The sequence below is a fragment of the Pseudoalteromonas sp. T1lg88 genome (assembly GCF_002964765.1).
GTDB lineage: Bacteria > Pseudomonadota > Gammaproteobacteria > Enterobacterales > Alteromonadaceae > Pseudoalteromonas.
Map to the genome: position 1 here is coordinate 340092 of NZ_PQCF01000032.1, position 25916 is coordinate 366007.

General features: G+C 51.3%; 15 protein-coding genes and 1 pseudogene. 10 read left to right on the forward strand and 6 right to left on the reverse strand.

The features are described 5' to 3' along the window. The first annotated feature begins 203 nt into the window (after nucleotides 1-203). On the forward strand, nucleotides 204-1181 hold the full coding sequence (cysB, locus tag C2M34_RS13190) for an HTH-type transcriptional regulator CysB (protein ID WP_105199169.1): 978 nt from the start codon (nucleotides 204-206) through the stop codon (nucleotides 1179-1181). A gap of 71 nt (nucleotides 1182-1252) precedes the next feature. On the opposite strand, the gene C2M34_RS13195 is transcribed toward cysB, so the two are convergent. The 3 genes from C2M34_RS13195 to pabB all read right to left on the reverse strand — a co-directional run bounded on the left by C2M34_RS13195 (nucleotide 1253) and on the right by pabB (nucleotide 4668). Next, the gene (locus C2M34_RS13195) at nucleotides 1253-2629 is read right to left on the reverse strand and encodes an L-serine ammonia-lyase (RefSeq protein ID WP_105199170.1); all 1377 of its coding nucleotides are present in this window, start codon (nucleotides 2627-2629) and stop codon (nucleotides 1253-1255) included. A 97-nt stretch (nucleotides 2630-2726) separates the two neighbouring features. After that, nucleotides 2727-3305 (reverse strand): NUDIX hydrolase, encoded by a 579-nt coding sequence (locus C2M34_RS13200; protein WP_105259037.1) that lies wholly within the window; start codon nucleotides 3303-3305, stop codon nucleotides 2727-2729. 10 nt (nucleotides 3306-3315) lie between these two features. Next, complete coding sequence (pabB, locus tag C2M34_RS13205; RefSeq protein ID WP_105259038.1) at nucleotides 3316-4668, reverse strand: aminodeoxychorismate synthase component I; 1353 nt, start codon at nucleotides 4666-4668, stop codon at nucleotides 3316-3318. Between the two features lie 157 nt (nucleotides 4669-4825). On the opposite strand from pabB, the gene C2M34_RS13210 reads away from it, so the two are divergent. From C2M34_RS13210 to C2M34_RS13230, 5 genes are all read left to right on the forward strand, one after another. Then, entirely contained in the window at nucleotides 4826-6352 is a 1527-nt protein-coding gene (locus C2M34_RS13210; protein ID WP_105259039.1) for a fumarate hydratase, read from the forward strand. A 54-nt stretch (nucleotides 6353-6406) separates the two neighbouring features. Continuing rightward, nucleotides 6407-8479 carry a S9 family peptidase gene (locus C2M34_RS13215; protein ID WP_105259040.1) on the forward strand — a complete coding sequence of 691 codons (2073 nt, stop codon included), beginning with the start codon at nucleotides 6407-6409 and terminating at the stop codon, nucleotides 8477-8479. A 366-nt stretch (nucleotides 8480-8845) separates the two neighbouring features. Beyond that, nucleotides 8846-9886 (forward strand): Leu/Phe/Val dehydrogenase, encoded by a 1041-nt coding sequence (locus C2M34_RS13220; protein WP_105199175.1) that lies wholly within the window; start codon nucleotides 8846-8848, stop codon nucleotides 9884-9886. Between the two features lie 250 nt (nucleotides 9887-10136). Continuing rightward, nucleotides 10137-10796, forward strand: a complete 660-nt coding sequence (locus C2M34_RS13225; protein WP_105259041.1) for a CatA-like O-acetyltransferase — start codon at nucleotides 10137-10139, stop codon at nucleotides 10794-10796. Nucleotides 10797-11070: 274 nt separating this feature from the next. Then, nucleotides 11071-13929 carry a ligand-binding sensor domain-containing diguanylate cyclase gene (locus C2M34_RS13230; RefSeq protein WP_158681451.1) on the forward strand — a complete coding sequence of 953 codons (2859 nt, stop codon included), beginning with the start codon at nucleotides 11071-11073 and terminating at the stop codon, nucleotides 13927-13929. Nucleotides 13930-14054: 125 nt separating this feature from the next. Here C2M34_RS13230 and C2M34_RS13235 read toward each other — a convergent pair whose 3' ends face one another. Further along, a complete protein-coding gene (locus C2M34_RS13235) occupies nucleotides 14055-16421 on the reverse strand; it encodes a DEAD/DEAH box helicase (protein WP_105259042.1) in 2367 nt (788 codons plus the stop codon). A 91-nt stretch (nucleotides 16422-16512) separates the two neighbouring features. On the opposite strand from C2M34_RS13235, the gene C2M34_RS13240 reads away from it, so the two are divergent. The 3 genes and pseudogenes from C2M34_RS13240 to C2M34_RS13250 all read left to right on the forward strand — a co-directional run bounded on the left by C2M34_RS13240 (nucleotide 16513) and on the right by C2M34_RS13250 (nucleotide 21682). Then, nucleotides 16513-17340 carry a M90 family metallopeptidase gene (locus C2M34_RS13240; protein ID WP_105259043.1) on the forward strand — a complete coding sequence of 276 codons (828 nt, stop codon included), beginning with the start codon at nucleotides 16513-16515 and terminating at the stop codon, nucleotides 17338-17340. Nucleotides 17341-17501: 161 nt separating this feature from the next. Next, a pseudogene (locus tag C2M34_RS13245) lies at nucleotides 17502-20695 on the forward strand (amidohydrolase family protein). Between the two features lie 153 nt (nucleotides 20696-20848). Then, nucleotides 20849-21682 carry a Tim44 domain-containing protein gene (locus C2M34_RS13250; RefSeq protein WP_105199180.1) on the forward strand — a complete coding sequence of 278 codons (834 nt, stop codon included), beginning with the start codon at nucleotides 20849-20851 and terminating at the stop codon, nucleotides 21680-21682. 49 nt (nucleotides 21683-21731) lie between these two features. Here the strand turns inward: C2M34_RS13250 and C2M34_RS13255 are convergent, their stop codons facing one another. After that, nucleotides 21732-22625, reverse strand: a complete 894-nt coding sequence (locus tag C2M34_RS13255) for a helix-turn-helix domain-containing protein (protein WP_105259044.1) — start codon at nucleotides 22623-22625, stop codon at nucleotides 21732-21734. Nucleotides 22626-22781: 156 nt separating this feature from the next. Here C2M34_RS13255 and exaC point away from each other — a divergent pair, with 156 nt between their 5' ends. Further along, a complete protein-coding gene (exaC, locus tag C2M34_RS13260) occupies nucleotides 22782-24302 on the forward strand; it encodes an acetaldehyde dehydrogenase ExaC (RefSeq protein WP_105212932.1) in 1521 nt (506 codons plus the stop codon). 82 nt (nucleotides 24303-24384) lie between these two features. On the opposite strand, the gene C2M34_RS13265 is transcribed toward exaC, so the two are convergent. Then, nucleotides 24385-25893, reverse strand: coding sequence for a leucyl aminopeptidase (locus C2M34_RS13265; protein WP_105259045.1), 1509 nt, complete (start codon nucleotides 25891-25893; stop codon nucleotides 24385-24387). Nucleotides 25894-25916: the final 23 nt, after the last annotated feature.

Consider the following 25916-nt stretch of genomic DNA (forward strand, 5'->3'; position numbering starts at 1 on the left):
TGGGGCTGACAGCTAAATCAACAGTACCGAGTGGCAATTAAATATGCTAGCCTAACCCTCCGCAATAGTTGGCTCATTTTGACGTTTACCGATTCGTCGTTTGGCTGTCTAAATTGACATACGCGTTGCGGCGCCCAGCGCTGCCCCTTGTGGCCGCTGCTTGTGTTTGTTTTTAAGTAAAATAATAAAAGAAAGTAAATATCATGAAATTACAGCAGCTAAAGTACATAGTTGAGGTGCTTAATCATAACCTCAATGTGTCCGCCACCGCAGAGAGTCTTTATACCTCCCAGCCGGGGATTTCTAAGCAAGTTCGTATGCTTGAAGACGAGCTCGGTGTGCAGATATTTGGCCGCAGTGGTAAGCATTTGACCCATGTTACCAGCGCCGGTAACGACATTATTAATATTGCTCGAGAAATTCTTTCTAAGGTTGAGGGCATTAAAGCCGTGGCCAATGAGCATACCTTGCCGGATCAGGGTAAACTCAATATTGCCACCACCCATACTCAAGCCCGCTATGCCTTACCTGGTGTGATCCAGGGCTTTATGAAAAAGTATCCGGCGGTGTCCTTGCATATGCATCAGGGCACGCCACAGCAAATCTCTGACGCCGCCGCCCGCGGTGATGCGGATTTTGCCATTGCCACCGAGGCATTGCATTTGTATTCGGATCTAGTGATGCTGCCTTGTTATCACTGGAATCGCAGTATTGTCGTGGCTAAGGATCACCCCTTGGCGAAAAAGGCCCATAGCCTCACCATAGCCGATATTGCCCAATATCCACTTATCACCTATGTCTTTGGTTTCACCGGTCGCTCCGAGCTGGACAAGGCCTTTAACGCCCATGGTCACGAGCCGCATATCGTCTTTACTGCCACCGATGCAGATGTGATTAAAACCTATGTGCGTTTAGGATTAGGAGTGGGTGTGGTTGCCTCTATGGCCATAGATCAGGTGAGCGACACAGATCTGGTCTGTATCGATGCCAGTCATTTATTTGAAGCCAGCACCACTAAGATTGGCTTTAGAAAGGGCACCTTCCTGCGCGGGTATATGTACGACTTTATCGAGCGTTTTGCCCCGCATCTGACTAAAGACAGAGTAGAAAAAGCCTGTTTGTTGCGCAACCAGGACGATGTGGATGCCATGTTTGCCAATATTGAGCTGCCGGTACGCTAAGCGCTGGCGCTTTTGAGCGTATTAAAAAAGGCGACCTAGGTCGCCTTTTTTATTTGTAACTCGAAGCCGAGTTAACACTCAATAATATTAACCGCAAGACCACCACGGGCGGTTTCCTTGTACTTGGTTTTCATATCATTGCCCGTATCCCACATGGTCTTAATCACCTTGTCCAGGGACACTTTTTGCTCGCCGCTGCCACGCATGGCCAGACGAGAGGCATTAATGGCTTTCACCGCGCCCATGGCGTTACGCTCGATACAAGGTACCTGCACCAGACCACCAACCGGATCGCAGGTTAGGCCCAGGTTGTGTTCCATGCCGATTTCCGCAGCATTCTCAACTTGAGTGGCATTGCCACCCATGATTTCGGTGAGCGCACCGGCGGCCATGGAGCAGGCCACGCCCACTTCGCCCTGACAGCCTACTTCGGCGCCGGAGATAGAAGCGTTTTTCTTATACAGGATGCCAATAGCCGCTGCGGTGAGCAGGTAACGGGTGGCGATTTCCTTATCCACTTCCTTGATAAAGGTGTGGTAGTACATAAGCACCGCAGGCAAAATACCCGCCGCACCATTGGTCGGTGCCGTAACCACGCGGCCGCCGGCGGCATTTTCTTCATTCACCGCCAAGGCGAATAAATCAACCCAGTCCATGGCGCGCAGTGGGTCGTTATTGCTCTCAACATTGAGCTTTAAATACAGGCTTGGGGCACGACGGCGTACCTTAAGACCACCGGGTAAAATACCTTCCGTGCGTATGCCGCGCTCGGTACAGGCTTTCATTACTTCCCAGATATGGAAGAGTTCATCGCGAATATCGCTCTCGCTGCGCAGCGTTTTTTCATTGGCCATCATCAGGCTGGAGACGCTTAGCCCTGACTCTTTACACAGCTCTAAAAGCTCTTGGGCGCTATCAAAGAGGTAGGGCGCCGGATTTTGCTCGCGAATATCCAGTGCCGCCTGTTTTTCTTTATCGAAATCTTCATCGCTGACGATAAAGCCGCCGCCGATGGAGTAGTACACCTGGGAGGCGATAATCTCTTTGTCTTTAAAGGCTATCAGCTCCATGGCATTAGAATGCTTGGGCAAGGTTTTACGGCGATGGAAGACAATCGCGCCTTGCTTGGGAAATTTGACCTGATGCTTTTTGTCGAGGTGAATGACTTGCTCTTGCTCGATTTTGTCTAGGATATCCGGTACCGCATCGGCATCAACGGTTTCAGGATCATAGCCGGCTAATCCTAAGATCACCGCCTTACCCGAGCCGTGGCCGACCCCCGTTTGGCCTAACGAGCCAAACAGCTCGGCTTTAACTTCGGTAACATCCTTAAGCTTACCTTGCTGCTCAAGAGCTTGGACAAACAGTCGCGAGGCACGCATAGGGCCTACTGTGTGCGACGAGGAGGGTCCAATACCAATGCTGAACATATCGAATGCACTGATCATATAACCTATTACTCACATAACCTTTGAACGGTCGGCCATGATAACGTTAAATAATTATAGATGTAATCCCGGGAACTGATTTTCTTTGCGGTGTTTTTTAGCTGTTCAGGCCAAGCTGTTGAATGAATTGGTTGATGATGCGCTCGGTAGCGCCCCATAGCACTCCGTAGGGCGTGTTCAGTAAAGGGAATTCTAACGGGGAACCGCTGCGCTCAACGCGAAGAGGGTACCAGTTTTGGCGCTCAACCAGGGTTGAAAAGGGCATAAAAAATGCGGCATCCACTTCATTGCGATCCAGCTGCCAATGGGCACCTGGGTGCAGATAGGCCAGATAGGGGGTAATGACCATGCCGCCTAGAGTTTCGATGTCCTCGAGGTGACCGATAATATCCACCTCGCGCGGGGCAATATTGAGTTCTTCATGCAATTCTCGCAGTGCGGTGTGCCTGAGACTGGCGTCCTGGCGCTCCTGCTTGCCGCCGGGAAAACATAATTGACTGGGGTGACTGCGTAAATGGCGAGGGCGTTTACACAGCAGGACCTGAGCGCCCTGGGGCGAGTCGCTAAGCAGCATAACCACAGCGCTGCGCCGTTTTGGGTGGCGCTTGGGCTGCGGATCTATAACCTGCGAGAGGTTAAAGCGGCTGATCAACTGGGCACAGGTACTGGCTGGCAAAAGGCGATACTCACTCTAATACGGGTAAGATTTTATTTACCTTATGGTAGGTTTCCTGGTATTCCAAATCAACATTTGAGTCCGCGACTATGCCGCCGCCGGCCCAGCAGTAGAGCTTATTTTCGTTCGCAACCAAGGTACGAATGGTAATGCTGGTGTCCATATCGCCGCAGGCGCTCAAGTAACCGATGGAGCCGCAATAGGGGCTGCGTCTGTGTGGCTCCAGCTCTTCGATGATCTCCATGGCGCGGATTTTCGGCGCTCCGGTGATCGAGCCTCCTGGAAAAGCGGCGCGCAGCTGATCTATGGCGGTTTTACCTTCCGCCAGTTGGGATTGCACCGTGCTGACCAAATGATGCACCGCCGGGAAGCTCTCGATAGCAAACAGCGAGGGTACGGTGACGCTGCCGGGTTTAGCGACCTTACCTAAATCGTTACGCAGCAAATCCACTATCATGACATTTTCGGCGCGATCCTTTGGCGAGCTGGCAAGTTGCTCGGCCAGCGCCTTGTCTTCTTGCGCGTCCTTACTACGCGGCAGTGTGCCCTTGATGGGCTTGGTTTCCACCTGCTTGTCTTTTACCTCGATAAAGCGCTCCGGCGAGATGGACAAAATGGCGCCTTGGGTTAGGCGAATAAAAGCGGAAAAGGGCGCTTTGTTATGCTCGCGCAGACGCTGATAGGCTTGCCATTCGCAGCCCTGGTACTGGGCGCAGAAGCGCTGTGCCAGGTTGATTTGGTAACAATCGCCGCTGCGCAAATAGTCCTGAATTTTGGCAAATTGCTGCGCATAAAACGCATAACTCATATTCGATTGCCACTTTGAGCTCAGGGCAAAGTCACCGGCCTTGGGGGCCTTTTCAAGCTGGTTGAGGTATTTTTGTAATCCGGCTTCGGCGTCGATACTAGGCTGCGCCAGGTAATACCATTGCTTGGCGGTCTTATCAAAAATCAGCGCATCGAGATACAAACCAATTTGCATCTCGGGCAGGTGAATATCTTTTTCGGCGGTTTCGGGCAGTCGCTCCAATAAGCGACCCAGATCATAGCCAAAATAGCCAAGCCAACCGCCGTTAAAGGGCAGGCCATAAGGGGCTCTGTCCGGGCATAGTGCGCCGAGCTCGGCCTGCATTTGCACAAAAACGTCTTGTTCTAGGGGCTGGTTGTCCAACATAGCCTTGCCATCTTCAACACTGAGCCACTTGGTAGGCGCAAAGGCGATGATGTCATAGCGACTATTGACATGGCTATCGCTTGCCGAGTCGAGGAAAATAGCCCCCGGCAAATGGTGAAAATGGGTAAAAACATCACAGGGTTGTGCCTGTATTGGCGCCTTGATGCAGTGCAATTGCGATTTTGTCATTATCTTCAACTCGAAGAGCTAGCCCGAAACGGGCTGGGAGGGTATCATAAGTTACACTTTTTCAGAAGTCGCGGTCTCTCACCGTGCGCACGTCACCGAGTTGTCGTGCCTGCCATTGCTTGTTAATGGCACCACGACCCAGTATGAAGGAAGATTTATGAGCACTATTCGTCAGCAAGACTTCATCGACAGCATTGCCGATGCGTTGCAGTACATTTCGTTTTATCACCCCTTGGATTTTGTTCAGGCGCTTGAAAAAGCATATAACAAAGAGCAAAACAAAGCGGCAAAAGATGCCATTGCACAAATCCTAATTAACTCTCGTATGTCTGCTGAAGGCAAACGTCCACTGTGTCAGGATACGGGTATCGTGACCTGTTTCGTAAAAGTGGGTATGGACGTGAAGTGGGATAAAACGGACATGACGGTGCAGCAAATGGTTGACGAAGGTACCCGTCGCGCTTACCTAAATCCGGATAATCCACTGCGTGCCTCTATCGTTGCCGATCCTGCCGGTTCACGTAAGAACACCAAGGACAATACGCCATCTGTTGTGCACATCGACCTGGTACCAGGTGGTGAAGTGGAAGTGATGATCGCCGCTAAGGGTGGCGGCTCTGAAAACAAAACCAAGATGGTCATGCTTAACCCGTCTGACGATGTCGCCGAGTGGGTTGAAAAAACCTTACCAACCATGGGCGCAGGCTGGTGTCCGCCGGGCATGTTGGGTATAGGTATCGGCGGTACCGCAGAAAAAGCCGCGGTACTGGCAAAAGAATCTCTTATGGATCCGGTTGATATTCACGAGCTAATGGAGCGTGGCGCCGAGACTACAGAAGAAAAACTGCGTCTGGAAATCTTCGAGCGCGCTAACAAAACCGGTATTGGCGCACAAGGTCTGGGCGGTTTAACCACGGTTGTTGATATCAAGGTTAAAACTGCGCCAACGCACGCGGCCTCTAAGCCGGTGGTGATGATCCCTAACTGTGCGGCGACCCGTCACGTACACTTCACGCTAGATGGCAGCGGCCCGGCCGACCTTAAAGCGCCAAAGCTTGAAGACTGGCCAGAAGTGACTTGGGAAGTAGGTGCAGACACGCGTCGCGTAAACCTTGATAGCCTGACCAAAGAAGATATCAAAGAGTGGAAAATGGGTGAGACCGTGCTACTAAGCGGTAAAATCCTCACCGGTCGTGATGCTGCGCACAAACGCCTGCAAGGCATGATCGAAAGCGGTGAAGGCATGCCAGAGGGTGTGGATTTCACCAACAAGTTTATCTACTACGTGGGCCCGGTTGATGCCGTTGGCGACGAAGTGGTAGGCCCAGCAGGCCCAACAACGTCAACGCGTATGGATAAATTCACCGACCTGATGCTGGAGAAAACCGGCCTTATCGGCATGATAGGTAAAGCAGAGCGTGGCCCGGCAACCGTTGAGTCAATCAAAGAAAACAAAGCGGTTTACCTGATGGCCGTCGGCGGCGCCGCTTACCTGGTTGCTAAAGCAATCAAGAAAGCCCGCGTGGTGGCGTTCGAAGACCTGGGTATGGAAGCCATCTACGAATTTGAAGTGGAAGACATGCCTGTAACCGTAGCGGTAGACAGTGAAGGTGCCAATGCGCACACTCAAGGTCCAGCTATTTGGAAAGCAAAAATCGAAGAATTGGACGGCGCTTTAAAGTAATGTCTAAACCTTAGAAAAAGAGCGCTTTTGCGCTCTTTTTTATGGAGTAAAATAATGATAACAACAACTCGTATCGCCGCTGCATTGGCGCTAAGTGGTCTCAGTCTCAGTGGTTTCAGTCAAAGTGCTCAGGCTGATGTACTGACGGTAGATAAACTTAATAACCTAAACAAAATTCACAGCGTGGCGCTGTCACCCGATGGTAATACCCTGATCTACGCCATTAAAACGCCTGAGGGTAGTGAGCTTTACGCCCAGACGCTACCCGCAATTGGTGCGATGGCCTCGTCGCTGCAAGCGCAACCGCCACAAGTAAAGCAATTAACCTACAGCACCGGCACCGAGTCGGACGTCAGCTTTAGTGCCGACGGTAAGGGCATCTATTTTCTATCGTCGCGTTCCGGCTCACAGCAACTTTGGTATTTGCCATTAGCCGGCGGTGAAGCCAAGCCTATCACCCAATTCCCGCTGGATATCGAAGGCTATCGTTTGAGCGCTGATAACCGCTCCTTGGTGGTGAGTTTTGATGTGTATCCCGAATGTGACACGCTTGCCTGCTCACTCGACAAAGAGAAGCAACAGCAGAGTGTTGCCCATAATGCACAGGTCTACGATAGCCTGATGGTGCGTCATTGGGATCACTGGAATGATGATAAGGTCAGACATTTGTTTGTTGCCAGCATGGGCAAGGAGATCATTAAAGATGCCAAAGACCTGACGCCGCAATGGCAAACTGATGTGCCGGCCAAACCATTTTCCGGCATGGAAGAAGTAGCCATTAGTCCGGATGGGCAAAAGGTGGTGTTTAGCGCCAAAGTGAAGGCCAAGGACAATGCCTGGAGCACCAACTTTGACTTGTTCGAAGTAGCCATTGAAGGCGGTGCGGTGCGTAACCTGACCGAGGAAAATAAAGCCTGGGACTCAAGCCCACAGTTTTCCAGTGATGGTCGTTATCTTGCCTATAAGGCCATGAGTAAACCCGGCTTTGAAGCGGATAAGTTTACCCTGCAATTGATTGACCTGCGCACTGGTGAACGTCAGTCCATGGCACAGCAGTGGGACAGAAGCGTCGAGGGCTTTAGCTTTGGTCCTAATGGCCGTGCAATCTATGCCACCGCCAAAGATTTAGGACAAACCAGCTTATTTGAAATCAGCACCGCCTTTGGCGATGTGCGCAGCCTGTTCTCCGACGGTTACGTCGGCGATGTGCAGGTGCAGGGTCAGCAGATCATCTTCTCCCGCCACGCCCTTAATTCTCCCAAAGAGCTGTATCGTATTAATCGCGATGGTGCGGGATTGAGTCAACTGACTCAGGTGAATAAAGCCAACCTGGAAACCCTGCAACTGGGTGAGACGGAGCAATTTTCGTTTACCGGCGCCAACGATGAGCAGGTGTATGGTTATTTGGTTAAACCGGCCTTATTCGACCCGCAGCAACGTTACCCGCTGGCGTTTTTAGTGCACGGCGGCCCGCAGGGTTCATTCGGCAATATGTTCCATAGCCGTTGGAATGCGCAGTTGTGGGCGGCACAAGGTTATGGCGTGGTGATGATAGATTTCCATGGCTCGGTGGGCTACGGCCAAGAATTCACCAACTCTATCTCCCGGGATTGGGGCGGTAAGCCGCTTGAGGACTTACAAAAAGGTCTGGCCTATGTGAAGAGCAACTATAAGTGGCTTGATACCGATAACGGTTGTGCGCTCGGCGCCTCTTACGGCGGTTATATGATGAACTGGATAGCAGGCAACTGGCCGACCGGCTTTAACTGCCTGGTAAACCACGCCGGTTTGTTCGATATGCCGAGTTTCCACCAAAGCACCGAAGAGCTGTGGTTTGCCGAGCATGAAATGGGCGGGCCATTCTGGGCTAAAGACGCGGACTATAAGCGTTATAACCCGGCCAACTTTGTTGAAAACTGGCAAACTCCTATGTTGGTGATTCAGGGCCTGAAGGACTATCGCGTGCCTTATGCGCAAAGCCTGGGTGCCTTTACTACCTTGCAGCGCAAGGGCATCGACTCACGCCTGGTGGTTTACCCGGATGAAAACCATTGGATCCGCAATCCGGATAATCTTAAACACTGGTATGAGCAAGTATTTACCTGGATGGCGAAATACACTCAGTAATATCATCAAGTCTGACCAGTAACCTTGGGCTGGCGCTTTTTCGGCGCCAGCTCCCGCCACCTCGGGGTTAGACAATTCCCCAATGCGTATTAAAATATTTACATCATTATTGCCGTTGACGTAAACGTCACTACCTAAGGGGTAGATGTTATTACTAAGCTGGCTTGAAGTGGTTCCTAAATTTGCTTTTTGGTATTTACCTGCATAATTTTTTCAAATAATTAAGGTAAGTGGGAAGCAATATTTGCATTGTTAACCAGTCGAGACTTTATCATCTCATTGAGTGGTAAGAGACGTGACTTAGTGATAGAGTCAGCGGCAATTTCAGCGCACCCGTATCTCGGGTATAAAGTTCGGAGAATAATAGTGGCTGTTTTTAATCAAGTTGACTTCGATAACCACGAGCAGGTGGTATTTTGTAGCGATAAAGAATCAGGCCTTAAGGCAATTATCGCAGTTCACAACACCAAGCTAGGTCCAGCGGTAGGCGGTTGTCGTCTGTGGAACTACGCCAGTGATGAAGACGCAGTAACAGACGTTCTGCGCCTGTCTAAGGGTATGACTTACAAAAACGCGGTAGCGCGTTTACCGTTCGGCGGTGGTAAGTCGGTGATCATAGGTGATGCGAAAACGATTAAATCGGAAGCTTTGTTCCGTGCCTTTGGTAAGCAACTAGAGCGTATGGGTGGTAGCTACTACTCGGCCGAAGACGTAAACATCACCACAGGTGATGTGATGGTTATGCACAAAGAGACCAACTATGTAATGGGTCTTGAAGGTAAAAGTGGTAACCCTTCGCCTTTCACCGCGCTAGGTACATTCCTAGGTATTAAAGCAGCGTATCAGCACAAGCACGGTCACCAAAACCTTGAGGGCGTCAAGGTTGCAGTACAAGGTTTGGGCGCGGTTGCTTACGACCTATGTAAACACCTGCACAATGCCGGTGCTGAGCTATTCGTAACAGACATCAATGAAGAGTCGGTTGCCCGTGTTGTTAATGCGTTCAATGCGACTGCCGTGGGCATCGATGAAATCTATGACCTGGATGTAGACGTTTACGCACCTTGTGCCCTGGGCGCAACGGTAAACGACAATACCATTCCACGCCTTAAGGCTGGCATCATTGCCGGTTGTGCAAACAACCAGCTAGCCGAGTCTCGTCACGGTGAAATTCTGCGTGAGAAGGGCGTTCTTTACGCACCGGATTACGTGATCAACGCTGGTGGTATCATCAACGTATACTACGAGACGAAAGAAGAAGGTTACAGCGCAGAAGCGGCTACCAAGCACGTTGAGGGCATTTACGATACCCTTATCGAAATCTTCCAACGTTCAGACGTTGAACAGGTTTCTACGCACGTGGTTGCTGACGAACTGGCTGAAGAAATTATTGCCAACGGGCTTTAATCTTTTCTTATGCCAATTCTGTTAAGTATGTGATCAGATATAGCGCTGGAAAAATGATGTGATAACAAGGCGGAACTTTTCTTATGTAGTTATTCTCCATAGAAAAATTCCAACGCAGTTAGCACGATATTTAGCCCGCTAGAATGATTAGCTATTTAAGTGAATTGGTATTACTTGCGCGTAATAGATTGCGCCGCAATGATGAATAAGGCATGCTCCAGAGCGTGCCTTTTTTATACGTAATTACCTTATGTCAACATCTTACACTTATGTCGATTTAGATAACTGGGAAAGGCATCAGCACTTTTCCTTTTTTAAAGATTTCCAACAACCTTACTTTAATGTGTGCGTCAGCCTCAGGGCAGAACCCTTGTACGATTATTGTCGTGTTCAGCAAAAGTCTTTTTTCTTAGCCTATCTTTATTTAGCACATATTAGCGCCGCCGAATATTGGCCCATGGGTCTGCGCATTGTCGATGGCCGTCCGGTGCATTGTGCCAACCCCAGTATCAGCGTGGTGCAATTGGCGGACGATGACACCTTCCGTTTTAGTTATTTGCCTTCGGTGCAAGGTTTTAGCGAGTATTGTCAGCAGCACGCTCAGGCCAAGACCCGAGCCTTACAACAGCCCTTGTTTAGTGAATGCTTTGCCGAAAGTGAAGGGCGCTGTGATTTAATTCATGTGTCTGTGCTGCCTTGGCTTAACTTTTCCGCCTTTTCTCACGCCACCCATGAGGGTAATGCCAGCGGTGTGCCTAAGCTGGTATTTGGCCAATATGATAAGGGCACGGGCAGCATGACCTTATCTTTAGATGTGCACCATGCGCTGATGGATGGCCTGCATAGCGGCCAGTTTATTGGACAATTACAGCAAAAATTTCGCGATCCGCAGCGCTACCTAACCGGCTAGTTAACAGTTAAGCCATGAAAAATGTGAAGGTGGACGCTAAATGATCAGGTAATCCTTTGTAATTACGCCACAAGCGTGTAAAGTGATACGTTCATCTTATGTTAATGTTGCCTCAAACCAAGAATTAAGAATTCAAATAGGCTAGGTGCGCTTTACTTTTATTTCCATGACGTTAATTTTCAGCATATTTACTTTTGTATTTTTGACTCTTGCTGCTTCTTTACAGGCAGTTGAGCAGATCCCTACGAGCTCCCCCGGCTCTGAAGTTGCCCCCGTGTTTGCAAATGCGGCTGTTAACGTCCCTGAAAATGTCCCCCTGAGTCATTATTTTGCTGAAACCTGGGATACCCGTGATGGCCTCCCTCACAACAGTATTAATGCCCTAGCACAGACTCCTGATGGCTATATTTGGGCTGGTACCTGGGAAGGGGTGGCGCGCTTTAATGGCCGTAAATTCACCTTGTTTACTCGCGGTGAGGAAACGGGTTTACCCGATTCCGGGATACGCAGCCTGAGCCTGGATAGTCAAACTCATGAGTTGTATGTAGCCGGCTCTCGCGGCGGTGTGAGCAGCGTCAAGGGCAACTTTTGGCAGGCCTTGCCTGCTGCAGCCTATATGATCAACTTTGCGCTGCGTGTAAGCGATGGCGCATTATGGCTGGCGCTTGAAGACGGAGGCGTAGTGCGTCGCTATCAAGGGCAAGATCTGCATTTTCTCACCGGAGCCAGCACTTACCATGTTCTCGAGCAGGGCGATAAGGTGTGGGTGGCCAGCAGTGATGGCTTATATGTTTATCAAAACGGGCAAATGCAGCGCCCTGAAACGACTAACAATGCCCTCAATGGCATGACTTATAAGCTGGCGCTGGATCATAACCAGCGCTTGCTTGTGGGTGCTGAGCAGGGCATTTGGCGTGAGGAGAACAGAGGCTTCAAGTTGCTGGATAAAGCGCTTAAGCATGAGTCTGTGTCGGCGGTGATGGTCGATTACCGTGGTGATATTTGGTTTGGCACCATTAACCACGGTTTGTTTCGCTACAGTGAGTTCGGCCTAGAAAAACTCGATGCCAATGTTGGCCTGCCGAGCAACCGTATTCTTTCTTTATTAGAAGACCAGGAACGCAGTATCTGGATTGGCACCAATGCCGGACTATTTCGCCTGCGTCAGGCTCCTTTTACCACTCTAAGCCACTCGCGGGGGCTCTCCGGCGATTATGTAAGAACCCTGTTAAGTCATAGCGACGGATACCTGTATCTAGGCACCAGCAATGGTTTAAATCGCTATCAAAATGGCCGAGCCACGCCCCTGGGGCAGCGCCCTGGCGCGCCCATTTCGGTATTAAGTCTGACCTCGGGCAGTGACGGCGGTATTTTTGTCGGCACCTATACCGACGGCCTGATGTATTTCGATGGGCGGAAGTTAACCAGCTATTTAAACCGTGATACCGGCTTGCCCAGCAATGAAGTGCGCGCCGTTTTGGAGCAGGATGACGGTGGTGTTTGGATAGGCACCGCAGGGGGTTTAGTGCACCGAGATAGACACGGGCAGTTGCAGTTCTTTACCGATGAGGACGGTTTGCCGGGCAACTTTATTATGGCCTTAAGCGAAGATTATAAGGGGCGTATTTGGGTTGGTACTGGGGTTGGCTTGGGCTACTTCGAGCAGGGCCAGTTTTATCGGTTGTCGTTAGATGAGCAATTCGATACAGAGTATGCCTTTGGCTTTCTAATGGAGCCAGGGCAGGTATGGATGGCCACTGACCGCGGCCTGGTACGCTATAACGGCGAGACCGGACAATTGCAGAAGGTGGGCAAGGAGCAAGGCTTACCCGTTGATAAACTGTTTGCCGTGGTGGTGGACGAATTCGATTACTTCTGGCTCAGCAGCAACCGAGGCGTTATGCGCGTTAGCCGTGCAAGTATCATCGCCAGTATGGAGCAGCCCGCGCGGCAAATGGAATACACCTTGTTTGATCAGGGGGATGGCATGCTGAGCTCGCAAGCCAATGGCGGCTCTCAGTATCCGGCTATTTTGCATAACGACAATAATGTCTGGGTAGCCACTGCGCGTGGCGCCGTCATGGTGGACCCTAATAAACTCACCCGTATGGCTAATATGGCGTTGCCAGTGAGCATAGAGGCGGTGCAGTTCGATAGCCATCCGCAACAGGCCTATCAAAATACCGTGGTTGATGTGCCCCCGGAGCATAACCGTATTTCTTTTACCTATGCGGGACTCGGTTATGTGATGACCGAGCGTATTGAATATCAAACCCGCTTATTGGGCTACGAGCAACACTGGGTTGACCGTGGCAACCTGCATATTACCGAATACACTAACTTGCCACCGGGAAGTTATCGCTTCGAGGTGCGCGCCCGATATCCGTATGGCATCTGGCAAGCAAGCGGTGCTGCGGTAGAGATTAAAGTAGCGCCCAAGGTCTGGCAAACTTTAGGCTTCAAAATATTTGTTGTGGCCCTCTTGTTATTGCTCTTGCTGCTTGTTTATCGACTGCGTTTTTATCACCTTAAACGCTCCGAGGCGAGATTGAAAAAGCGGGTGAAGGAGCAAACTCAGGTGCTGGCGAAGCAAGCGCAGGCCTTTGAGCATCAGGCCACTCACGACCAGCTGACCGGCATTGCTAACCGCCGTGCCTTCGACCAGTGGCTAGTGGTGCATTTTGTCCAAGCTCAACGTGACGGGCAGCCGCTGAGCCTGCTGTTATTAGACATAGATCACTTTAAGCAAATTAACGATCATTATTCGCACCTGGTTGGTGATCAGGTCATTGCCACCGTGGTGCAGATTATCGCCCGCTGTTTACCGCCACAAGCCCTGTTTGCGCGCTGGGGCGGTGAAGAGTTCACCATCTTATTCCCAGGCCTTGATGAGGATGGGGCGCTGTGCTGGGCACAACGCATTCGCCATCAGATAGCCAGTTATGATTACTCGGTGCTGGCCCACGGTCTGCAGGTCAGTGTCAGTATCGGCGCCGCCGATATCGACTGCGCGGTCAATGCTGATAGATTGTTATCGCACGCCGATAAAGCCTTGTATCTGGCCAAAGAGCAGGGCCGCAATCGCTGCCTGGGTCATCGCCGGGATTACCTCTTGTGCGAAGAGCTGCCTTAAACCAATTCACTTAAATAGCTAGGGTCTGCTCGCCTATGCAGAATAACTACATAAGAAAAATTTCGCCTTGTTAGCACATCATTTATCCAGCGCTATATCTGATCACATACTCAACAGAATTGGTATTAACGAATATCTACCACCTTACTGGCTTTTTTATAACGAATTTGCAGACCGCTCCAACTCGGTAACTCCCAGCGTTTGGGGGGGTCTTTGCGCTCACCGCAGTGATAATGGGCTATGACCCGCTTGGCCTTAAATAAATACTCAATATCTAGAGTCATCCCCGGCAACACCAGTTGCAGCGGAAAACGCTCCATAAATTCCTTGCTCTGCCAGGGCTCAAGCCCTTGGTAATATAGATCTTCCGCCTCAATAAGCATTAAATCTTCCTGGCTTTGAATTCCTAATTCAACAAGTCTGGCTCGTAAATGCTCGCCAGCGGTGGCAAGGCCTTGCTCCTGCTGGTGATAAAGCAGATAGAGATTATGGTAGGCAAGGGCGTCGCTCACCTGCTGAGCAACCCCGGGAAATAAGCTGCCATCTAATATCAACTCGGTTAGCGCTGGCAGTAGCTGCTCATCGTCTACCCGGGTATCCATGCTTGTAAGGGTAACTTGGGCGTAGCTGTATGTCAGGGTGGCTCTTATTTCACCCGCCAGTCCCTCGTCCGTATTTACCTCATCAGGATGCCAGTAATAGTTGCTGAGTCTTGGTGTGGTCGGGGCAAATTCCAACACCTGCTTTAAGGTCAAAGGCGCGCATAAGGTTGCCAAAGTATCGGCGTGTTTTTTGCCTTTGCCCGCCAGTGCAAAGGTGGCCAGGACCAGAGCAGCTTCTTGGTCCTCGGTTAACAAGGAGTTTTTTGCCGGGCGAATTTCCAGTTCGCCATTGCCAAAGCCGCCGCGGCGGTTATCTCGGCGCATAAATATACAATCCGGGCGCGCCCTGGCTATGGCCTGTATCAGCGCCTGATAATCGAAACGGGCGCAGCGTTCAATCTCTGGCAATTGATAGGCCGAGCGTAAATAATTGCTGTAGGTTTGTGCTTCAGTCAGAGCCGTCTCTTCTATGTGCAGGTGCTCATTGCACTGGCCGCGTAGCGCGGCAATGCACAGGGCGATATCACTGTGTTTAAGGTGCTCACCCAAGGCCTTGGCTAACTCGGCAAGTGTGTCTTGGTTTGGCAGCGAATAAAGCTGCGCCGGTGTGGCGATAACCGCAGCCAAGTCTATCATGGCCTGGCGCAAGGTGGAGCTGGGCATTTTTTCTATCAGGTAACCTAGCTCTGCATCCACGGGCAGGGGATAAATGCGTCGCCCCAACTCGGTGGCCAGGCCTTGGGCATCAATGGCATCGAGCTTGCTCAAGGTCTGTTTTGCCCGAGCCAGACTGGAAGGTGCCGGCGGCGTCAGCAGCTCAAGATTATCTATGGCGATACCAGCACAGGCGCTGGCCAAAACCAGCTCATCCAGGGCTTCGCGCTCTATCTCTACCGGCGTCTGTACCAATAGCGGCGCATGCTCACCAAAAAGCGCGATATAAAGACCCGGTGCGGTGCGCCCACACCGCCCCTTGCGCTGTAGTTGCGAGTCTCTGGCTATGGCATCGAGCCCAAGCACGGTTTTGCCTTTGCGTAGATGAGTGCGCCGTTCAAGGCCGGAGTCTATCACACACTCTATTCCCGGTACCGTCAGTGAGGTTTCGGCAACGTTAGTGGCGAATATAATGCGGCGCAGCGTGCCTTCTTGCATGGCGCAGCGTTGCTCGCTCACTGGGCTGGCACCATGCAGGGCAATGCCCTCGGCGGGCAGGTCGCGACAGGCACTGAGGCAGCTGTTAATTTCCGCGCGGCCGGGTAAGAATACCAGGATATCTTTGTTGCTGTGCTCTAACGCATAAGCGCAGGCCTGGCGCACCCGTGGGGCCAAGTCAAAACGCGAGGGCATACTTTGGCTGTTGTCAGCCAGATATTCACAGTCTATTGGGAAAATTCGGCCTTCACTGTGCAGGGTTTTGGCGCCTAAATAGCCGGCCAATCGATTATCATTGAGGGTGGCCGAGGTGACGATTAGGCGATGGCTGTTATGCTGCTTTAGCAGTGCCAATAACAGATCTGTATCCCAGCGACGCTCGTGGAATTCGTCCAGCATCACCACATCATAATCGCTTAGTTTATTTTCGAAAAACCAGCGCAAGGCCACCCCTGGAGTGGCAAACACCACCTGAGTCTGCTCACTCAGTTGGGCCTCAAAGCGAATGGCAAAGCCAATTTCTTGCCCAGGCTTTTGCTGCCTTTGCATCGCCAGATAGTCCGCCAGAGAAGTGGCGGCGATGCGTCTAGGCTGCACCACCAAAACGCGCCCTCGAGCCTTGGCCCAAAGGGGTAAGCAGGTTGATTTACCACTGCCTGTGGGAGCATGAACTATGACATTGTGGTTTTCTAGGGCGGCTAAAAAGGCCTGCTCTATCGCGTAGATGGGAAGCGTCATGATGTGTTTTTATACGTGAATTTGTGTCGTTGAGATTGAAATAGCGGGCTAAGGGTCATATTTACAAGTAACTATGTCAAGGAATTAACAGATGATAAATGTCGTATTGATAGGCCTGATGCTGGTGTTTGTGCTTGTGTATTGGCGCCAGGACGAGTTGCGTTTGCGTCTATGGCGACGTAAATATCAAGGTGCCGCTTTAAACCAGGCACAACAGCAGTTACTGCAAAGGGCCATGCCTATCTATCGCGCCATGACGGATGCAGATAGGGCTAAGCTGGAGCGTCATATCTGTTGGTTTTTAGGAGAAAAACGTTTTTTAGGTCGCGATGGCTTAAGGGTCAATGAGGCCATGAAGCTGGTAGTGGCGGCCAATGCCAGTCTGCTTATGCTCAATAAACCCTGGCCTTTGTATCCCAATGTTAAAGAGATATTGCTGTACCCCAGTGCCTATTATGCCGATGTGACCGAGCGTGATATGGCCGGTCTGGTCAGTTACCATCAGGTGGTACGTGAAGGCGAATCCTGGCCTGGCGGCACCCTGGTATTAAGCTGGCATGATGTGCTTGAGGGCAATCGCTTGCCCGGCGATGGCCACAACCTGGTGTTTCATGAATTTGCCCATCAACTCGACCAGGTGACCGGACAAACCAATGGCACACCTTTATTGGCAAATAGGCAAAGCTACCAGCGTTGGGGTGAGGTGTGTTCGCGCGCCTTTAATAAGCTTAAGAGCCATATCGCCTACAATATGCCTCATGTTATGCATGGTTATGGAGCCACCAATGAGGCGGAGTTTTTCGCCGTAGCCACCGAAACCTTTATCGAGAAGCCCGTCGCCATGCGCCAATTTGATGCCGAGCTTTTTAATGTCCTTAAAGACTATTATCAGTTTGATCCCAGTGACTGGCAGCGCTAGTTGACGCATAAGCTAAGCTTGATTAAACACAAACCTAGCAATGAGAGCAATGGGGGGACATCCATCCCTCATTTTCGCCCATTAACCCCAACTGACTTTCCCTTTGTCACACATTTTGTTTTAGTAGGGGGGTGATAATAACTAAATCCGATGAGAACTCTATGAAGACTCCATTATACAGTGCCTTGGCACTGGCAATTTCCCTGGCTCTGCCCTTGGCGCAGCCAAATGCTTATGCCGAGGAAGCCGCAAAAGAAGAACAAAAATGGCAAGTAGACAGCCCACAGGGCGAATTTTTGGATGCGAAAATCAGCGTCAACCAGGGCACCTGGATGAACGTGGATATCAGCCCTGATGGTCAAACCCTGGTATTTGACCTGCTCGGTGATATTTATACCATGCCGATTAGCGGCGGTAAGGCCACTCAGCTGACCTCGGACATCGGCTGGCAAATGCAGCCGCGCTTTAGCCCTGATGGCCAACATATCGCCTTTACCTCAGACCAAGGCGGTGGCGACAATATTTGGGTGATGAAGGTCGATGGCTCAGAGCAAACCCAGGTGACCAAAGAATCCTTCCGCCTGTTGAATAGCCCGGCCTGGAGCCCGGACGGCGACTTTATCGTTGCCCGTAAACACTTTACCGCCAGTCGTTCATTGGGCGCCGGTGAAGTATGGATGTATCACAAGGCCGGTGGCTCGGGTGTGCAGTTAACGGAGCGCCCAAATGACCAAAAAGATCTGGGCGAGCCGGCGTTTTCACCGGATGGCCGTTATGTGTATTTTTCTCAGGATGACACTCCAGGTAAGACCTTCCACTATTCCAAAGACTCGGTGCAAGGCATCTACAAAATTAAGCGTTATGACCGCGAAACCGGCGAAATAGAGACCATACTAAGCGGCACAGGCGGCGCCATTCGTCCAACGCCATCCCCCGATGGCAAGACCCTAGCTTATATCAAGCGCGATGACTTCCAAAGCACGCTTTACCTCTATGATTTAGAGTCAGGTAAAGAAACCAAGCTGTACGATAAGCTTGAGCGTGATATGCAGGAAACCTGGGCCATTCACGGCGTGTATCCAACCATGGCCTGGACGCCGGATAATGACTCATTGGTATTTTGGGCCGGCGGTAAAATCCATAAGCTGGACGTAGACAATGGCGAGAGCGAAGAAATCGCTTTTGAGGTTGAAACCACCAAGTCGATTCAAAAGGCGCTGCGTTTTACGCAAAACCTGGATACCGATGAATTTGACGTAAAAATGCTGCGCAATGTGCAGGTGTCGCCGGACGGTGAAACCGCGATTTTCGAGGCCATGGGTCATATCTACAAGCGCGACCTTGAATCGGGCAAAATCAAACGCCTGACCAAGCAAGACGATCACTTTGAGTTTTTCCCAACCTTCTCACGTGATGGTAAGCAAATCGCCTATGTTACCTGGGACGACGAAAAGCAGGGCAGTGTGCGTGTTGTTTCTGCACGCTCGGGCCGCGGTGATACCCTAACCACAGAGCCGGGCAAATATGTGGAACCGGCATTTAGCCCGGATGGTGAAACCCTGGTCTTTAGAAAGTCATCCGGCAGCAGTTTGCTGGCGCCAGAATGGTCGCTTAAACCGGGTATCTATGCGGTCAATGTGGATAAGCCGAAAAAGCCTGAGCTAATCACCGAGCACGGCTATCAGCCGCAATTCGGTAAAGACAATGACCGCGTTTATGTGATGAGCCCTTGGCCTAAGCCGACCTTCAGCGTGGTTGAGCTAGAGAGTAAGAAAATTCGTAAGCTGTATGAGTCCGAGCATGCCACCGAATTCCGCATCTCGCCCGATGGTCAGTACCTGGCATTTGCCGAGCGCTTCAAGGTATATGTAACGCCTTTCGTTGAGCGCGGCAAAACCATCAGCATTGGCCCGAAAGACAGCCAGTTCCCGGTTGAACAGCTTTCTGTGCGCGCTGGTGAGAACATCAGCTGGAGCGGTAGCAGCGATCGCCTGTACTGGAGCCTGGGCCCTGAGCTTTACCATGCTTCTCTCGACGGTATGTTCAATATTAAAGGCGATGCCGATGCCGACTTTAAGGTGAAAAGCGGCGAAAATATTGGTTTCAAAAAAGCCATGGCCGAGCCTAAGGGCATGATTGCCCTGGTTGGTGCCAAGGTGATCACCATGAAGGGTGAGCAGGTTATCGAAAACGGCGTGGTGCTAACCGATGGCAAGCATATTAAAGCCGTAGGTGCACAGGCTGATGTGCAGATCCCTGAAGGCGCTAAGATAATTGATGTGGCCGGAAAAACTATTATGCCGGGGATCATCGATGCCCACGCCCACGGCGGCCAGGGTAGTGATGAAATTATTCCCGAGCAGAACTGGAAAAACCTGGCCGGTCTATCCCTAGGTGTCACCACTATTCACGACCCAAGTAACGATACTACGGAAATCTTCGCTGCCAGCGAAATGCAAAAAGCCGGCGAGATAGTGGGCCCACGTATCTTCTCCACCGGTACTATCCTCTATGGTGCTAATATGCCGGGTTACACCTCGCACGTTGATTCTCTGGATGATGCCAAATTCCATCTTGAGCGCTTGCAGAAGGTCGGTGCCTTTAGCGTTAAATCTTACAACCAGCCGCGCCGCGATCAGCGCCAGCAGGTGGTTGAAGCAGGACGCGAATTGGGCATGATGGTGGTACCTGAAGGTGGCTCACTATTGCAGCATAACCTCACCATGGTGATCGATGGCCACACCACCATAGAGCACTCTATTCCGGCGGCCAATATCTATGATGATATTCGTCAGCTGTGGTCGCAAAGCGACGTGGCTTATACGCCGACGCTTGGCGTGGCTTACGGCGGTATCTGGGGTGAGAACTACTGGTACGATAAAACCGAGGTGTGGAACCACCCGCGTCTAAGTAAATTTTCCCTAAAAACCAGTTATTGCCACGCTCTATGCGTCGTACCAAGGCGCCTGATCATCACTACAACCACTTCAATAACGCCCGTGTTGCCGGCGAGTTGCAAGACCAAGGTGTGTTAGTGAATGTGGGTGCCCACGGTCAACGTGAAGGCCTGGCAGCGCATTGGGAAATGTGGATGTTTGCCCAAGGCGGCATGACGCCCCTTGAGGTGATCCGCACCGCCACCCTAGACCCAGCCAAAACCTTAGGTTTGGATAAAAACCTGGGCTCTTTGGAAGCAGGTAAACTGGCGGACTTAATTGTGATTGACGGCGATATCCTCAGCGATATTCGTCAGTCCGATAAGGTGCAATACACCATGATAAACGGTCGTTTATATGACGCCGAAACCATGACGGAAGTGGGTAAAAAAGCACGTACTAAGCTGTTTTTTGAATAACTCCTTCTAGGTTTTTCAGAGCATTTAGGCCCGTATTTTACGGGCCTTTTTATGCTTAAAAACTGGGCATATAGCTTGCCTGATATCCCGAATTGCTTGCCTTAGCCTAGGGCTAAGGTACACTGCCGCCAGTATTTATTTTTAAGGATAACCATGAAAAATCTGGTAATTATGTTAACGCTATTGAGCGTGTTGTTTACCGCCAGCTTCGATGCCCAGGCGCGTAAAAAGTTTGGCTCGAAACGCACGACCGGTAAGACCGAGCAAACTCAGACCACACAAAAACAGCAAACCACGGACACCAGCACGGTGGCGGCGAAGAAAACCTCGAGCAAAAAAGGCATTATGGCCGGTGTGCTTGGCGGCCTGCTGGCCGGTGGTCTAATTGCCGCCATGATGGGTGATGACTTTGAAGGCGTGCAACTGCTGGAAATTCTATTACTTGCAGGTATCGGATTTTTACTCTTTAAGTTTATTCGCTCGGCGATGCGTAAAAACCAGCCGCGTCCCATGATGGCGACGCCGCATGGCCAGGCCTATGCGAGCCAGGGTCAGTGGCAGCAAAGCAGCGCCTCGGCTCAGCCTCAGCCGCAACCTAGCTCTGTGCCCATGCAACTACCGCCAAACTTTGACCAGGTCGGCTTTATACGCGCTGCCAAAGAGCACTATGTCACCATTCAGCAGGCCTGGAATGACAATAACTTTGACCTGGTGTCGGAGTATTTGGCTCCCGAGCTTATCGAGGAATTTAAGGCCCTGCGCGCCGAGCAGGGTGAAGTACTGACAGAAGTGTTGTTTGTTGATGCCAATATTGTTCGCGCCAGCTGCGACAATGATGTGTGGGCTATCAGCATCCACTTTAGCGGCCAGTATCAGGACCGTATTGCCCATGCTAAAGAGCGTATCGATGAGATTTGGCATATGGAGCGTAAAAACAGCGAAGCGGCGCCTTGGTTGATTGTCGGCACCGAAGACTTGGTTGACTAAGCCAAGCGCTAATTTTCTCTAACAAGGCCGCATATGCGGCCTTCTTCGTTTAACTCACACCTTGCTGGCGATAGCCCCGCGGCGACACCCCAAAATGGCCCTTAAAGCTACGGCTAAAATGACTGACGCTGTTAAAGCCGGTTTCAAAGCAGGCATTGGTCACCGACTTGCCCTGATTGAGCAACAGCTGCGCCCGCTCTAAGCGGCGCTTAAGAATATAGGCTTGAGGGCTGACCCCAAAGCGCAGGCGAAAGGCGTTAAAAAACTTGCTGCGGCACATACAGGCCAGGCTGCACAGGGTATCGACATCAATAAGGCCGCCGAGGTTGTGCTCAATATGAGCGACCACAGCATGCCATAGGGTGGCTTGAGGGTCTTGCTGGGCACAGCTTAGTAACTTGCTATGCTCTTGCTCACGCAGTAAGCGCACCAGTAATTCGGTGCTGGCAAGCTCAATGAGTAAGCCTCTGTCTTTCTCATTTTCACTAAATGCCTCAATTAATCTTTGATACACGCCCTGGGTGCTGGCGCTGTGATTCAGTTGCAAGGTGGCGGTTTGCGTGGACGCCTCACTATCGCTTTGCAGGCGCATTTGCCCGGCTACCTGATGCAGCTTTTGGGTGTCTATTTCTATGGTTAAACAACGGGTCGGTGTGCTCAAGGTGGCGTCGGGGAAGTCTATGGCTACATGCTCTTGTGGCGCAATTACAAAGCTCTGTCCGGGGATAAAGTCCTGGCCCTGACTCAGGCTCGAATGGTGCATCACCTTACGCCCTTGGATCATGGCGCAAAACATAATTTCGTCTGCCTTAAAGGGCACACCGTCACTGTGCTCATAGGTGTCGTATAAACACAGTTGCACGCCATCGGCGTTAAACACCGAGCGGTGATCGACCAAGGTATCGAGGCGCTCGAGTGCATCTGGGTGTGTGGCTGCTGGCATGGCTAGGCTCCTTTGCTATGACCTTAGCTTGTTTAAGGCGTGCTCTAGCATGGCCAAAAAGTGTACTTGGAGTCAAGCAAGATGGAATGACAATCAAGTTTTTATCGGCAAATTGGTCTAGCGTTAAAGGGATTGCAGCAAAGAAGGACAATAACAATGATCTATGCAAAACCTAATTCAACCGACGCCCTGGTGTCTTTTGCCGCCCAATACGAGAATTACATTGGTGGGGCCTGGGTGCCGCCTGTGGATGGTAATTATTTTGATAACACCACGCCGGTTACCGGTGAGGTCTTCTGCCGCGTGCCGCGCTCGAACGACAAAGACATCGAGCTGGCATTGGATGCGGCGCATCAGGCCAGAGCCGCCTGGGGAAAAACCTCGGTCACCGAGCGCAGCAATCTGCTGCTGAAAATTGCCGACCGTATCGAGGCCAATCTGGAACAGTTGGCGGTGGCGGAAACCTGGGATAACGGCAAGGCGGTGCGAGAAACCCTGAATGCGGATATTCCTTTGGTGGTGGATCACTTCCGTTATTTTGCCGGTTGTATTCGTGCCCAGGAGGGCAGTATCGGTGATATCGACGAAAACACCGTGGCCTATCATTTCTATGAGCCCCTGGGTGTAGTCGGACAGATCATCCCGTGGAACTTCCCGCTGCTGATGGCAGCATGGAAACTGGCGCCAGCTCTGGCTGCCGGTAACTGTGTGGTGCTAAAACCCGCCGAGCAAACTCCGGCGTCGATTTTAAAGCTGGTCGAGGTAATTGGCGACTTGCTGCCCCCGGGTGTACTTAATGTGGTTAACGGCTATGGCGCCGAGGCCGGCCAAGCCCTGGCCACCAGTACCCGCATCGCCAAAATCGCCTTTACCGGCTCCACCCCGGTCGGTGCGCATATCCTAAAATGTGCCGCCGAAAACATTATCCCGTCAACGGTGGAGCTTGGCGGTAAATCACCCAATATCTACTTTGAAGATGTGCTTGAGCAATCGGATGAGTTTATCGATAAGTGTGTGGAAGGCGCTGTGCTGGCGTTTTTCAACCAGGGCGAGGTCTGTACTTGTCCATCGCGTTTATTGGTGCAAGAGAGTATCTATGATGAGTTTATCGCCAAGGTGGTCGAGCGGACCAAACAAATTAAGCGCGGTAATCCGCTTGATACCGAAACCATGGTCGGTGCCCAGGCATCGCAGCAGCAATTCGATAAGATCATGAGCTACTTTAGCATTGGCCGCGACGAGGGCGCCGAGGTACTTATTGGCGGTGATGCGGAGCGTTTCGATAACGAGTTTAGTCAGGGTTACTATATTCAGCCGACTCTGTTTAAGGGCACCAATCAGATGCGGGTATTCCGTGAAGAAATCTTCGGCCCGGTAGTGAGTGTTACCACCTTTAAGGATGAAGCCGATGCCATTGCCATCGCTAATGACACCGAGTTTGGTCTGGGCGCCGGTTTATGGACACGGGATATGAACCGCGCTTATCGCATGGGCCGCGCCATAGAAGCGGGTCGCGTTTGGACCAACTGTTATCACCATTATCCTGCTCATGCGGCCTTTGGTGGTTACAAGAAGTCCGGAGTAGGGCGAGAAACCCACAAGATGATGTTGGAACATTATCAGCAGACCAAAAACCTCTTGGTCAGCTACTCAGACAATGCCTTGGGTTTCTTCTAACCCGGGCTTTTTAGCTAGGCTTTCCAGCTGGTTACCCAACCAACAAAAAAGGTGGCCTTAGCCACCTTTTTCATCTGTGCGCTTATTTGGTTTTTAAAATCCACTCGCTCAGCAGGCGCACACCGTAACCTGTGCCGCCCACATTCACTTCGCCTTTGGCCTTGCTGGACAGGGCATTCCCGGCGATATCTATATGTACCCAACGGGTGTCACCGGCAAAGTGTTGTAAGAAAGAAGCGGCAGTAGTTGCACCCGGACCGCCCGAGCCGACATTTTGTAAGTCGGCAATATCCGACTTCAGCATGTCTTTGTAGCCCAGCGGCAGACGCCATACCTGCTCATTCACTACCTTACCGGCGGCGGTAAGCTCGCTGATAAGCTGATCATCATCAGAGAATACGGCGCTGTAGCGATCGCCAAGGGCGCGTACCTTAGAGCCGGTTAATGTGGCTACATCCACCATGATCTCCGGCTTATAATGCTCGCGGGCGTACCACATGGCATCGCTTAGCACCAGGCGGCCTTCAGCGTCGGTGTTCACCACTTCTACGCTTAAGCCTTCGGCGGTGCGTAGTACATCACCCGGGGCAATGGCGTATTGAGAAACCATGTTCGCTGCCATACCCATGACGGCAACGACATTGACATCGGCCTTGCTCAGCGCCATGGCTTTAACCGTACCCAGTACCGCGGCGGCACCGGCCATATCCGATTTCATACGTGCGATAGACGGGCCGCTTTTAATGCTGTAGCCGCCGGAATCAAAGGTAATGCCTTTACCTACTAGGGCGATAGGCGCCTCGTCTGACCCCTTGTAATGGGCAACAACTAGGCGGGCGCCATGCTCACTGCCGCGGCCAACGCCTTCCAAAGCACCCATGCCCAGCTTTTTAAGCTGTTTTGGTCCCAGTACAGTTACCTTGACACCGTATTGCTCAAGCTCTTTAGCAGCTTTGGCAAATTCGACCGGGGTCATTTCTGTGGCCACTTCTGAGGTTAGATCGCGGGCTAGAAATACGCCTTGCTCGATATGACTCAGGGCTTGGTAGGCCGCTTGAGCGCGCTCGGCGTTGGCAACGCTAAAGTGGTAGCTGACGGTGGTTTTATCGGCGTCTTTTTTATAGACATCGAAGCTGTGATCGCGAAGGTTGGCACCGTGGGCAAACTGGGCTGCCAGTTGCGCATTGCTTAATTGGCCTTGCACCTCGGCGAAAGCCAGGTCGACATCGGTGATTTTATTGGCTTTAAGCTGACCATGAACATTGCCACCCAGCTTTGCCAGATTGGCAGCGTTTAACTCATCCTTGTCACCCAAACCCACAACCAAAATGCGCTCATAGTTCGAGTCAATAGGTGCTAGAAGCTCAAATGTACTACCCTGGCTGGCATCAAATTGAGCGGCGTCCGCTGCTTTTTTCAGTTGTGCCTGAGTTGCTGCAGATAATTGACCCGCAGGTAAGTCTTGCCCTTTGGTTTGCATAACCACTAAGGTTTTTGCGCCGCTTAGGCCAGTAAAATTAAAATCTGCTGCATAAACATGAGCACTCAAGAGTGTGGCGGCAACCGCACTAAGACTAAAAATACGCGACATATTGCTCTCCTAGATTCGCAAAG